The following is a 13,748-nucleotide window of genomic DNA, read 5'->3' on the forward strand; positions in this document are numbered from 1 at the left end:
TTATCGCTAAATTTGACGGCATAAATGCCGACCTACAATGTGTGTTGTTAGCCTTTAGCACGAATTGATTGGCTCAGCTATTTAACCAAATTCTCATGCAAGCGCCTAAATACTCAAGCCCTCTATTAGATTGGGCTTTAGCCCATCAGGTTCATGGTTTTATCGCTAAATTTGACGGCATAAATGCCGACCTACAAAGCTGTTTCCGCTATTCAACTGAGGGCTACTTCTTTAAAAGAAAAACCTTTGTTTTACCTAAAAAACTAAGGTCGCAACACCTAGCAGTGCAAACAATACTGCGCAGCCGCGGTGGATCCAGAGCATTGGTAGCTTTTCAGCACTAAAGTGACCAGCAATAACAACTGGCACATTGGCGATTAACATGCCCAGTGTCGTTCCAAGTACTACCATCGCCAAGGCATCATACTTAGCCGATAGCACCATAGTGGCTATCTGGGTTTTATCGCCCATCTCTGCAATAAAGAACAAAACAAAAGTAGCTAAAAATGGTCCCATGGCATAAAAGCGGCTTTCTTCAGCATCAACTTTATCTGGGATTAACACCCATAATGCGATAACAAAGAAAGATGCGGCGACTAAGTAACGCCCAAGTTCAGGACTGATCCAAGATATTGCCCATTGCCCTAACCAAGCGGCGGCAAAATGGTTAATCAATGTTGACAAGGAAATGCCCAGCACAATGGCTGTTTTGTTTTTAAAGCGCGCAGCTAAAATCAGCGCTAATAATTGAGTTTTGTCGCCGATTTCGGCAATGGCTACGGTAAAGGTTGAGGCGAGCAGTGCTTCCAAGAGTTAATCCTGTAATGGGGACTTATTAGCAATAACTAAGCACGGCAGCTCTTCCCCAAATTTAAGAGGTGCGGTGCTCAGGTCTTGCTGGGCAAGATCAAAATCGATATTTTGATCTGCTGTATGTACCATGGCATGTGGCCAATTATGTTGATACATACTCAGTTGATAACAGGCACAATGTATAGTCTATTGTGTTGTCATGTTACTGATAGCTACTCCCCCGAAGCGAGAGGCGGCATTATAACGACTGCGCTGTTTTTTTCAACGCTAAAGCCAAAGAGTGCAATAAATTAATTGGTAATTTAGGACTAAGTAACGTAGCTGTCGCTTAAACTTTACGCCTATGTTAACGAGTCGTGCCGAGTTGATTTTAAGTGCTCTAGAGGGCTTGCCCGCAGGGAATACTGCTGTTAATGTCGTGACAGTCATTTTTTAGAGAAAGAGCCGTAATGAAGCAATTCACTCAGTATTTTCCACGATTTATCCAGCCTCAGTGGCTAAGTTGATAAGGTGAATACACGTTTTATTTAACTAGCCGTTGGGGCCAATTGGAATCTTCAAGGTCGATGATGACCAGATTCGATTGGGGGCAGTTATTGATATTGTTAACTTGCAAAATTCTCTCCCTCAAAGTCGTTCTAAATCTGACCTACAAAAATAAATTATAAAATTTAACAGGACAATTTTGTGAACTCAAAAATACTTGGCTCAATTGCCATCGTTGCTGGTACAGCAATTGGTGGCGGTATGTTGGCTTTGCCTTTAGCAACAGCTTCATTAGGCACCATTCCCGCACTACTATTACTTATCGCTATTTGGGGCGTATCAATTTACACCTCACTCTTGATGCTTGAAATCAATCTGCGTACTGGTGTCGGGCTTAATATGCACTCGATTACCGGTAAGACTTTAGGTCGTGTTGGTCAACTGTTTCAAGGTGCATCTTTCTTAAGTTTACTGTTCGCATTAACCATGGTTTATCTAATGGGTGGCTCGTCGCTGCTTGAATCAAAGATGGACCTTGTTGGTATGGAGATGGACAACCAAATTGCGGTACTCATCTTTACTGCGATCTTTGGTGGCTTGATTGCCGTAGGTGTGCGCTGGATTGATAAAGTGTCGCGCGTACTGTTCACTTCGATGATTGCGCTGTTAGTGATTGTGGTAGCTTACCTGCTGCCTGAAGTCGATATGAGCCTAATGATGAAAGACTCAACAGAAGGCTTAGTGGCAGGGCAAGATCTAACTAACCTTTGGTTAGCGGCAATCCCAATTGTATTCACTTCATTTGGTTTTCATGTCTGTATCGCAACAATTGTGCGCTACTTAGATGGCGACGCTATGTCGCTGCGTAAAGTACTAATTATTGGCTCAACCATCCCACTTGTTTGCTATATCCTGTGGTTAATGGTGACCTTAGGTACCTTAGGCGGCAAAACCGTTTATGCTTTCGATGGCTCTTTACCTCAGTTAGTTTCAGCGCTACAAGGCGTGGCTGAATCATCAATTTTGCAGCAGTTTATCGATCTGTTCGCTAACCTGGCATTGGTGACTTCATTCCTAGGTGTGACCATGAGCTTGTTTGACTATATTGCCGAACTGACTCGCGCTAAAGAAAACGCCCTTGGTCGTGCGCAAACTTGGTTATTAACCTTTGTACCGCCATTACTTTGTGCACTGTACTACCCAGACGGTTTCTACAAAGTGCTAGGTTATGCCGCTATTCCATTGGTGGTGATGATTATCTTCCTGCCGATTGCGATGGCGCTTCGCCAGCGTAAGCAGAACTTAGGTGGTTACCAAGTTTGTGGTGGTAATACAGCGCTAGGTTTAGCCGCTCTTGCGGGTTTAACCATTATTCTTGCCCAGCTATGGGTAGCACTGTAATTGATAATGTCAGTGTAAAACAGCAATAGCAGTGGTTGATAACAGCTTTGTAAGAGAGTAATTCATAGACTGTTGTTCCCTGCGACTCATGTGATAAAGTCGAGCACTAATATGAAAATATTGGCTCGGCTTTTTTGTTTTAAGCCTCCAAATAGATTCTCATAATCTGATGTAATACCAATCAGTACAAGCCTAGGCTTTTAAGCTGCGGTGAAGAACAAGCAATCAACAAAAATTCTAAAAAATACTCTTAATAAAACTATTTAATAAGAGATAAAAAATGGACTTATTACAATGAAAAAATGGCTTTTAACAGCAGCTATCGCGACTTCTTTTGGCGCTATAGCTGACGAAGGTATGTGGCAGCCCCATCAGCTTCCTGCTATGGCAGATGAGCTGAAAGCAAAGGGATTAGAAATTGACGCTAACTCAATTTCAAAACTGACCGAATTCCCGATGAATGCAGTAATTAGCCTAGGTGGCTGTACTGCATCATTTGTATCGCCAAAGGGCTTAGTGGTGACTAATCATCACTGTGCTTATGGCTCAATTCAATACAACTCTACTCCAGAAAATAACTTACTACGTGATGGCTTTTTAGCTAAGACCTTTAGCGATGAGCTACCTGCAACGCCGGGCTCACGTGTGTATGTGACTGAAAGCGTTGTTGATGTTACTGACAAGGTTAAAAATGGCCTTGATGGCGCGACAGGTAATGCGTTTTACAAGGGCATTGAACAACAGGAAAAGAGTCTAGTTGCTGAATGTGAAAAAGAAGACGGTTACCGCTGTAAGGTTTATAGCTTCCACGGTGGTCTTGAGTATTACCTTGTTAAGCAATTAGAAATTCGCGATGTACGCTTAACTTACACTCCAGCATTGAGCGTAGGTAAGTACGGTGGCGATGTCGATAACTGGATGTGGCCACGTCACACCGGTGATTATGCTTTCTACCGCGCTTACGTATCAAAAGATGGTAAGCCAGCAGATTATAGCGAAGACAACGTGCCATACGAGCCAAAAAGCTTCTTGAAAGTATCGGCTAAAGGCGTCAGCGAAGGCGACTTTGTGATGGTTGCCGGCTACCCAGGCCGTACTAACCGCTACCGCACTGCTAACGAAGTTGAAAACCAGTTTGAGTGGGCGTATCCAGAAGGTAAGATCTTGCGTGAGCGCATTATCGAGATCATCAAAGACACAGCGCCAGAAGGTAGCGATGAGCGTATTAAGTATGAAAGCTCAATTGCAGGCCTAGCAAACTATGCCAAAAACTTTACTTCGATGATCGAGTTTTACGGTAAATCAACCATGCTTGATGATCGTAAAGGCCTAGAGCAAGACCTAGCAAACTGGATCAAAGCTGACAGCAAGCGTAAACAGCAATACGGTAAAGTGTTAGCCGAGCTTGATAAGTTAATTGCCAAAGGCCAGCAAGGCCAAGAGCGCGACTTACTGCTAAGTTACATGGGCTATAGCACCATGATGAGCACTGCTAACCGCTTGTATCGTCTAGCTAATGAAAAAGCACTACCAGATATGCAGCGTGAGCCTGGCTATCAAGACCGCGATATGACTCGCTTTACTTCAGGTATGGAGCGTATTGAACGCCGTTATGCGGCAAGTGTTGATAAAGCCATACTGGCAGACTTAATTAGCCGTTACGCTGCACTACCAAAAGATCAGCGTTTACCTGCGTTCGATAAAGCCTTTGGTATCGGCAACAAGTTCGACATGGCTAAGTTTAACAAGACGTTAGATAAGATGTACGCCAACACTAAATTGTCTGACAAAGACACCCGCCTAGCGTGGATGGATAAGTCAGTTGCTGAGTTTAAAAAGTCAAAAGACCCATTTATTCAGTACGCAGTGGCGACTTATGACGAGCGCATGAAGCGTGAAAAGGCTGAAAAACAGTTAGCAGGTGATTTGATGAAGGTGCGTCCACAGTATATGGATGCCATCATTGCCTATAACCGTGAACAAGGTAAGCCAGTTTATGCTGACGCTAACTCAAGCTTACGTGTCACAGTAGGTCATGTGAAAGGTTACTCACCAGAAGATGGCCTTAAAGCTGTGCCGTTTACTCGCCTAGAAGGCATATTGGCAAAAGACACAGGTGTTGAGCCGTTCAATGCACCAGAGAAGCAGTTAGAGCTTATCGCTAACAAGCAATACGGTGATTATTACGTGAAATCACTCGACTCTGTGCCGGTTAACTTCCTATCAACCCTTGATACCACGGGTGGTAACTCTGGTTCACCTACCTTAAATGGTCGCGCCGAGCTAGTGGGTCTGCTATTTGACGGTGTCTACGAGAGTATTATTGGTGATTGGGGTTACGATCCACAGACTAACCGTTCTATCCAAGTGGATAGCCGTTATATGCTATGGGTAATGAAGTATCTTGATAATGCCGATAACCTATTAGAAGAAATGGAAATCGTTGATTAATCAACTAGTCATATAGGCCAAGGTGAACTTGGTCTTTTGCATGTTAAAGCCGAAACATGAAAGTGTTTCGGCTTTTTTGATCTTTGCTTAGTCTTTTTTGAGCAGGTTATGTTCATGTTAATTTATATCGCTGTAGTGTAAGCTACTGTATGTAAAGGATGTGTATTTTGCTAAGTGATAGCTAAATATAAGGGGGATAGTTGTACAGGAGAGAGTAGATTTACAGGTACTTGTCATTAAGTAGATGGGTGCTTTTTACACAATGGAATGAGTTTACAGTCATTTTTACCTAATAGACTGCGGATAAGAGTAAAAGGATTTAGTGATGTCAGAGATTAATGCGCTTAAAGATAAAATTAATACTAAAACGGTTAACCTAGTATTGTTAACCATTGCAACGGCGGGAATTTTTCCACTTTTATGGCTTTATCGAAATGCGCCAATTATTAGTGAAGAGACAGGTAAACAAATAACCGATAATAACTTTATTATTTGGATTGCAGCTTTCATAGGTTTGGGGGGCGTGTTTAGTGCAGACCTTGACCCGCTGCTAGCTTTGATTGGTTCCTTAATATCTTTAGTCGGTAGCATTTTATATATTATTTGGGGATTTAAAGCTAAATCTGCTCTGCAAGAATATGCGCTAGAAAAGCATAATCTAAACTTAGAGCTGAACTGGTTTTATACACTATTGTTTACGGTTTATTATATTAACTACTGCATTAACGATCTGCCTGAAGACCTAAATAAACAAAACTCCTTAACACCGAATGGCAACCCGATAGAGAGCGCGAGTTAGGCTTTCGTCTATAGTGGGGCTTGTTGTAAGCCCCACTAAGTTAAGATTTCTGTTATTAATTTATGCTAGCTTTTGTATTTTTATCTGCAGCTGTTATTTAAGCGGCAACTTACCGTAGTTAACATCTTTTCTAATCGCTAATATTTTGCTTTTTGGTGATATGAGCGCTCTTGTCCATCGATTTTAAAGAACGCAAAAATAGCCCCAAACCACCGATTGCAAGTACTAGAATGGTAATTAACTCAAAGGCTGTCATTGTTTTAAAACCAAATTTGATTGATGAAATTACACCAAAAATGAGAGCGGTAATTGAGCCGAGAGATAAAATCCAGCCAATGATGTTTTTACTGTTAAAAAATACCAAACCAATGCCGAACATAAACGGGATCATTATCATTCCTCCCGTAATACCAAAGCTAGAACCCATGGCTGAAAAGCCATAAAGGCGGGAGCCTAGTCCAAAACTCGATGAAACTGAAATGCTATTGAGTAATAGATAAAAGCCACCACACATCATCACTAAACCAATAAAAAATTGGCCTACTCCTCCAGACGTTCCGCCTGCTCCATTCATTTTACATCTCCTTGTTTTAATGTGTTTTATGATTGATACAGCCTAGCCGTGTCAATCGGCATAAAAATTCTATTTATAGCGCTTGGTATTACTATGCTACATGGAGGGGGGCACCCATGTCGACAAGTCTATCTATTGTTCCATTTTGAATTGTTTAGCGCACTAGGTAGGTTGCTTCAGCCAGCGCTCGCTAAGCTCATGCAATCACGTCACCTGTGAACCTATTCACGCCTTATGTGCTATCAGAGAGGGCGAGATGCTTTTTATTAGATTAATAATTTTAATTAAAACAGTTCAATACAATTGGTTAGGCACAAACTAGTGATGGTTTAATCAATGTTTATTTAATAACTTAAGATTTATTAACTTAAGATTTATTAACTTAAGATTTATTAACATAAGGTTTAATAAGTGTTTCTATATTTGTTTTTTATAAATCTAACACCTTCATTATATAAATAATGATCTGCTAATAAACTTAGTGAGCCGTTTATCTCTTTTTAGCAACTTTCAATATTAGCCAGCCTTAATAGTAAAGGCGTCTCCCTTATTAGTTTTAATATCGAACCCATCTTTCTGGGTTAGCTGTTGAATCTTAAAAGTTTTGTTTTATTTTCGGTTTTAATGACTCATTGCTTGCACTACAGACTATTTTATTTTAGGGAAGCATTTACTGTTTCAGTTTTACGCATTAGTAAATTCAAACAGCTAAATGTTAATACTCTTCAGTCTAATTTAGTCTCGACTCAAGCTTTTTGTGATCAACGGCGGATATTTGTAAATCAATTGCTATTGCTTAATTAAATGCGTTGCTAATGATAATTATTATTATTACTGTTTCGTCGACCTCATTCTTACTGTTAGTAAAGTAAGTTATTAAAACGATATTAAGTAATAAGAGATTGACGAATGTTTAAAAAGACCTCAATAGCTCTAGCTGTGTTACTTGCGACACAATCTTCATACGCTATTGCACATACCAAAAAAGAAATAAAGCAAAGCACTAATGAGCAAAGCGCTGCTGTGCAGCCAATAGAAAAGATTGAAGTGCGTGGGGTAAGGCAAAGGCTAGAGAAGTCTGGTGTACTGTCTGACAGCATCATGAAAACAGAAGTCATTAGCTCAGAGCTTATGGACAATAAGAATGCGGCTAATCTAACTGAAGCAATTAATAATACCCCAGGCGTTAGGGTGTCTAATGAGTGCTCTATGTGTGGTGTTAAGCGAATTATGCTTAATGGTTTACGTGGCGAGCAAACAACGATACTGGTTGATGGCTTACCTGTGCATGCCATGATTGCTGGCTATTATGCGGTTGATGCGATTCCAACAACTGGACTTGACCGCATTGAAGTGGCTCGCGGAGCAGGGGCATCGTTGATTGCGCCAGAGTCTATTGGCGGTACCATCAATATTATCACTAAGACTGCCCAAGAAAATGGGGCGACGGTTGATGTATCTGTCGGTGAGAACGGCAATAAAAAAATTGGTTTATTGGGTACAGGTATTAGTGATGATGGCGCGACGCGAGTAACACTGATTGGCCAGTTTGATAGCCGTGATCAGGTAGATGAAGATAACAACTTAGTTAACGAAGCACCGTCGCAAGACAATCGCACCTTAACGATGCGCCTGTCACACGATTTAACCGATAAAGACAACATCATTGTGCGTTATTCAAATGTCGACTCAGAGATATTTGGTGGCCCAATGCTAGGTAAAGAATATGCCGATGGCACTGCAACCAGCGCTGGCGGCATATTAGCGAGTTACGATGGTGTCGACTCTGATACCTTGTTTGCTGGTAACGACGTGCGCAACGACTTTGTCGGTAAAGCGTGGGAAACCGCTGAGTGGATCCATACTCAGCGTGATGAGTTATCGTTAAGTTGGCTACGTGAGCTAAATGACGATCTCAACATGACCCTATCTGCCAGTTACTCAGACCATACTCAAGACTCTTTCTATGAAGGGTTTAAGTACTACGCTGAAGACACCATGCTGTATTTAGATGCACGCTTTAATTACTACCTAAATGATTCACACCTATTAACCTTTGGTGTTGATAACCGCAGTGAAGAGATGCGCTCACGCTCAAGCGGTGAGGGACATCAAGACTACGTATCAGATTCATTTGATTACGACATGCTAGGTTTCTATCTGCAAGACACATGGCAAGCAACTGACGAACTAGAGATTGCCATGGCATTACGCTACGACCATGTTAAAGCAGACTTTATTGACCCGAAAAAAGATGGCGTTGAAATTGACCAGTCGATTCTAGCCCCACGTGTTGATATTCGTTACAACCATAGCGATGAATGGACCTCACGTTTATCGGCAGGTCGCGGTTATCGTGCGCCGTTATCTTTTTTTGAAACAGACCATGGCGTACTAGATGCCGAATTGGGTTTTGAAATCGATATTGAAGAGCTTGAACGTTCAAACTCAGCCACTTATGCCTTAAGCTACAGTGGTGATGCGTTAACAATGACTACGTCACTGGCTTGGACTGAAGTTGAAAACCTTGCCATGTTAAGCGAGACAGATAATGGCGTGCCGTTACTCAGCCAGCTTGATGAAAAGGCCTCGGTTACTACCGCCGATATTGCCCTTGGTTATGATGTTACTGACGACTTAACCCTAAACTTTACTGCTGAAGGCTTCTTTTATGATGATGCCTTTAAATCCTCTTACTCTTTAGCACCAGTAGAAGAGCGTGTGACGTTAAATGCCGATTACTTAATTCATGGTTGGGACATTTTTGCCAATCTAGTATGGATTGGCGGCCGTGATTTGAGTGAATACGGCTATGAAGGATATAACCAAGTAGACAGCTCTGGAGCGGTGATCCAAAGCTCTAAGAAATCAACTGATGCGCCATCTTACTGGACACTTGATCTGAAAGTAACGAAAGCCGTGACTGACAATATCGACTTCTACGCAGGGGTAAACAACCTGTTTGATTACACCCAAGTGAATGAAGGCGAAACGCCGTTATTCTTTGATGCCAGCGGGGGTTACGATGTGGCCTACATCTGGGGACCATTGCGTGGCCGCGAAGTCTATGCAGGCTTTAAAGCAACCTTCTAATTAGGGTTAAAAGTCTGGATTAATTGGCACGATTAACGAGGTTTACTATGTTCAACCCCAGCAGCAAATCGATAGGTCTACAGCTAGCGCTGTTACTACTAGGGCTTGTGGTTATTACTCCCAAATCACAAGCGCGAGAGCTGCTGGGGTTTGAGCATGCTAATTTAAAAAGTGGTCAAGTGAGTACCCTTGACCACTTAAAAGGTAAGCCGAGTTTAATGATGTTTTTTGAGCCAGAGTGCCCTTGGTGTTTTAAGCAAGGCAAGGCGTTTAATCGTTTGTTAGCTCAGTGCGATAACAAGGTCAACATTGTAGCCATGGGCGCTAACGCAGACCGTTCAAGTTTGAAAAAGACATTATGGAAGATGCATCTAGACTTCGACGGGTTTGAGGCTGGCCCCACTATGATGCAACAGGTTGGGCAGTTACCGGCCACACCGATAACCTTGCTGCTCGATGAGCAGGGTAATTTGGTGAGTTACCTTAGAGGTTATGTTAAAGATGCTCAACTACAAGAGTTGTTGCCCAAAGTGCTTGGGGGTAGCTGTTTGGTCGATGTGGGTTAACCTTGGAATGAAGGTTGATTACATTTTTGATTTATCAGGCTGCGCCTGACCTTCAAACAATCAAGCTGCGCTTGATAAACGTCATCAAGTTAGACTTCGTCTAACAATTAAAGTCGTGGCTATGCCACCTATCAGGCTGCGCCTGACCAACGTCGTGGGATTCCATCCCACACCCGGGCAAGGAGGACTGCTCGTCCTTATCCTCCTTGCATCCACCATGACGCCCCTAACGAAGTTGTTGATCCTCATACTTATTCGAAATAGTCTAACGCTTCCGATGGGGCATCCTGCCCCGCGAAAGCTATGCCCACGTCCGTGTGGGCATCACGACTATTTCTTCAACGTACTTCGGCAACTCCGAAGGGGAAAATGGTGTTTTCTGTGAGTTTTGTAACTCATTTTTGCCCCTTTATCAGTTTCAGGCGTTAATCTCACAGATTAAGTAACAAGCCTGTAGACCTACTTTTACTAATCGATAAATGACTGTTACTGATTACTTTCGATAAAACATCAATATCAATGCTTACTTTCAATTTTCCGTGATCGTTTATTCAGTGCCACTCTGGTAGAATTCATATAAATCAATAGCTTTAGTTTAGTAAGGCTTAAATAAAGTTCGTTAAATATTATTAGCCTAAATGGAGCCAAGAATGCCATTACCTTCATCAAGAAATAGAGTTCTCTTAAAGTTTATGGACGAGCAATATGTCGATAGCTTTATTAATGAGGGACTTTTATTCATGAATAATGTGCAATTTTTCCGAGAGTATGAAGATGAAGACCCTGCTCTAAGGGGGGATTCGTATGAGGGGCTGGCTGCTAGTTGGTTGCCTTCAGAAGTGGTTTTGACTATCAATGGTCGGGAAATTACTGACGCTGTAGGAAAAATAGATCTACGTGATAATCATCAAGATGAAACAAACATCTATAGTATGGCAATCATTAGTGATCAAGATATTCTAGACGCAGGGCCTGAAGGGCTCTTCTTGTCAAAGAGATTCAAAGGCTTTGGCAACAAAACTGTCATAATTAGCGGCAAGAATATCACTGAATTTTGGCGAAGAGTTCAGGAAGCACTCGATAGCTCTGTTGTTATTTACAATTTCGGCGCAGATAGTGTTGTGGCAAGAAAAGTCACTTATGTAGAAAGAAGTGATCATCATAATCAGCTCGATATCTTTAATAAGTTTAGTGAATTTAAATGGCAATATGAGTGGCGGTTGGCCTTAAAACAAGCCGACAAGGGGGCGCTTTCTCTATATATTGGTTGCTTATCGGATATAGCTTCAGTTGCTGATACTGAATCACTAATCAATTCGCCTATAAAGTTCGTGCCAAAAGACTTATAACAAACCTAAGCAAGCAAATTACGTCAGTTGTTGCGTTTTTTACAAACTCGCAACAAGCCCTGGCAACTACTTCACCGTTGTTGGCGGCGTTATATGACAATAGGATGTTGCCGCTGTTCATAACGGAGGTTGACAATATTTATTTTAATAAAGATGGTTAAATGAAGTTACCTAAGCGTTCAAGAACACATCAACTAGAAGAGCTTTCGATTGATAAGTTTAAATCACTTTTGCCTATTGAATGGGTTTACAGGACTCCAACACATGATTATGGCATAGATGGTGAGGTCGAAATATTTGATAGTGATGGCTACACAACAGGAAAAAAATTCCTAGTTCAGCTTAAAGCAACCGATGAAAAACGTATCGATAAAGCCTCTAAACTAAGAATGGGGATTGAGAAGCTCAACTATTATCAACAACTAGAACAGCCTATTTTGATAGTAAGGTATATGGCTGAAAGTGATGATATATATGTTCGCTGGTTTCACAGCCTAAACCCAAATAAGGACAAAATATCCGAGAAAAGTTTTTGCATGTTATTTCAGAGTCAACATCACTGGAATGATGAAAAGCTAGAAATAATCTCTCATGAATTAAGAAGCTTATTTTTTATTCAATAAACACCCTCTCCGAAAGCCTATAGAGATTGAAGTTATTACATCAAACGACTCAGCCTTATCTAAATATACTGCTCGATTTGTTACAAGGCTAATGAGCTCAGGTAAAACTAGTGGCATATTCACTTTCAAAATTTCCTCAGAAAGGTCGACCAACCCAATATATTTTGAGTTGTTTGATGATGAGTACCATATATCGCTGGCGGGTGTCGCTAGCTTAAGAGGGAGCTTTACTCCACCAAGAAACAATGACGACCTCAATACTATAGTTGCGAATATAAACGTACACCTTGCGATCCTTCTTTTTAAGCTGAGGCATAATAGTGAATCCGAGAGGCTGTTTGATTTATTTCTACCTACTTCTAGCTCTGGCACATTTGAACTGACACTCACGAGTTACGTTGCTGTAAAGGCGGCTACAAACAAAATTAGTGACGCCTTGGATTACCTTCTTTCACTTTCTACGGATGGAGGATTACTAAGCAATGAAACTGTAAACACTATTCAATTGATTATGGGAATGGTAGCTCAATTATGCACTCCTGATGACTACTCTAAAGTTGAATCAACATTTTTATCCATAATAGATGAAGTTAAAGGTATTGATCTAGGTTTGGCTTCTGTTTTTCATTACAACTTGGGAAACCATCTAGCTGCAAGAGGTGAAAATAGGAACGCTATAAAACAGTATATTTTTGCTGCCAAATCAAATCCAGACTATAAGCTTCGTTTCTATTGGAAAAGAGAGTTAGCTGGCCTGTTTTTTGGAATTGGAAAATATCGTATTTCGTCAAAACTATATGAAAGTGCGCTAAGTGATGACTCTTCTAATGAGGCTAGAGGACTATTCGCTGACAGCTTGATGTATAGCGGTTTTTTTAAAAGAGCTTTAGCTGAATTCGAGTTAGCGCTTTCGGCATCAGAGAGTGGAGATCCAGAATGGTGCTTAAAATATTGGTGTCTAGAACAAATTGTCAATGAGCTGGGTGTTGAGTCTCAAGTTATTGGCCCTACTTCTGGCTCGGAGTTTATAGTTGATTGCACAGAAGAAGATGCGGCCAACTATTTACTAAAGACTAATGCTATGTGTCCGGATTGCTGGTTTTTCATTGCAACAAAACTTGCTGAGCGGAGTGATTTTGATGGCGCGACAGTGTGTTTTTTACTATCTGCATTCTCAGACGAAAGCCACAAGGAGTCATGGATGAGGTCTTTACAGTGTTCAATGAGAGCAAAAAGTAGCGTAATTATGCATCACATTATTCTGGTGGTTAGCACTAAGTTTGGAAACGAAGCAATAAATGATTTTTTTGAGACATTAGATGATAATGCAAACTCCAAGCTAAATGAGATGTCTTTAGACGTCATAATGGCTTGTGAAGATTATAATGATGAACGGCGTAGAAAAAGGTTTAAATTAAGATTTGGTGATAGTAACTCTCAAGAAGTAGTTGAATTGTAGACCTCATGACTTGGATTAAAAGTATCAATATAATTCACCAATATAATCGGGTAGCCGGAGGTATCTAGCCTCCAGCCCCCACACCACCCTGCATGCGGCTCCGCACAGGGCGGTTCATTTAGAACACCTAATTC

The 13,748-nt window shown here is 41.3% G+C and carries 10 protein-coding genes; 8 read left to right on the forward strand and 2 right to left on the reverse strand.

Annotated elements, in window-relative coordinates; all coding sequences use genetic code 11:
- Window positions 1–255: 255 nt before the first annotated feature.
- Window positions 256–810, reverse strand: coding sequence for a TMEM165/GDT1 family protein (locus L2748_RS21670; protein ID WP_220783301.1), 555 nt, complete (start codon window positions 808–810; stop codon window positions 256–258).
- A gap of 690 nt (window positions 811–1,500) precedes the next feature.
- Here L2748_RS21670 and L2748_RS21675 point away from each other — a divergent pair.
- From L2748_RS21675 to L2748_RS21685, 3 genes are all read left to right on the forward strand, one after another.
- Window positions 1,501–2,700: an amino acid permease gene (locus L2748_RS21675; protein WP_220783302.1), complete on the forward strand. Its 1,200-nt coding sequence runs from the start codon at window positions 1,501–1,503 to the stop codon at window positions 2,698–2,700.
- Window positions 2,701–2,994: 294 nt separating this feature from the next.
- Complete coding sequence (locus tag L2748_RS21680; protein WP_220783303.1) at window positions 2,995–5,151, forward strand: S46 family peptidase; 2,157 nt, start codon at window positions 2,995–2,997, stop codon at window positions 5,149–5,151.
- A gap of 325 nt (window positions 5,152–5,476) precedes the next feature.
- Window positions 5,477–5,950 carry a hypothetical protein gene (locus L2748_RS21685; RefSeq protein ID WP_220783304.1) on the forward strand — a complete coding sequence of 158 codons (474 nt, stop codon included), beginning with the start codon at window positions 5,477–5,479 and terminating at the stop codon, window positions 5,948–5,950.
- A 130-nt stretch (window positions 5,951–6,080) separates the two neighbouring features.
- Here the strand turns inward: L2748_RS21685 and L2748_RS21690 are convergent, their stop codons facing one another.
- Entirely contained in the window at window positions 6,081–6,524 is a 444-nt protein-coding gene (locus tag L2748_RS21690; protein WP_220783305.1) for a hypothetical protein, read from the reverse strand.
- A gap of 909 nt (window positions 6,525–7,433) precedes the next feature.
- On the opposite strand from L2748_RS21690, the gene L2748_RS21695 reads away from it, so the two are divergent.
- From L2748_RS21695 to L2748_RS21715, 5 genes are all read left to right on the forward strand, one after another.
- Entirely contained in the window at window positions 7,434–9,617 is a 2,184-nt protein-coding gene (locus L2748_RS21695; protein ID WP_220783349.1) for a TonB-dependent receptor plug domain-containing protein, read from the forward strand.
- A 47-nt stretch (window positions 9,618–9,664) separates the two neighbouring features.
- Complete coding sequence (locus L2748_RS21700) at window positions 9,665–10,183, forward strand: TlpA family protein disulfide reductase (protein ID WP_220783348.1); 519 nt, start codon at window positions 9,665–9,667, stop codon at window positions 10,181–10,183.
- A 650-nt stretch (window positions 10,184–10,833) separates the two neighbouring features.
- Window positions 10,834–11,532 carry a hypothetical protein gene (locus L2748_RS21705; protein WP_220783347.1) on the forward strand — a complete coding sequence of 233 codons (699 nt, stop codon included), beginning with the start codon at window positions 10,834–10,836 and terminating at the stop codon, window positions 11,530–11,532.
- A gap of 161 nt (window positions 11,533–11,693) precedes the next feature.
- The gene (locus tag L2748_RS21710) at window positions 11,694–12,155 is read left to right on the forward strand and encodes a DUF4365 domain-containing protein (protein ID WP_220783346.1); all 462 of its coding nucleotides are present in this window, start codon (window positions 11,694–11,696) and stop codon (window positions 12,153–12,155) included.
- Between the two features lie 91 nt (window positions 12,156–12,246).
- Entirely contained in the window at window positions 12,247–13,614 is a 1,368-nt protein-coding gene (locus tag L2748_RS21715; RefSeq protein WP_220783345.1) for a tetratricopeptide repeat protein, read from the forward strand.
- Window positions 13,615–13,748: the final 134 nt, after the last annotated feature.

This window comes from Shewanella sairae (genome assembly GCF_023283535.1).
GTDB classification, from domain to species: domain Bacteria; phylum Pseudomonadota; class Gammaproteobacteria; order Enterobacterales; family Shewanellaceae; genus Shewanella; species Shewanella sairae.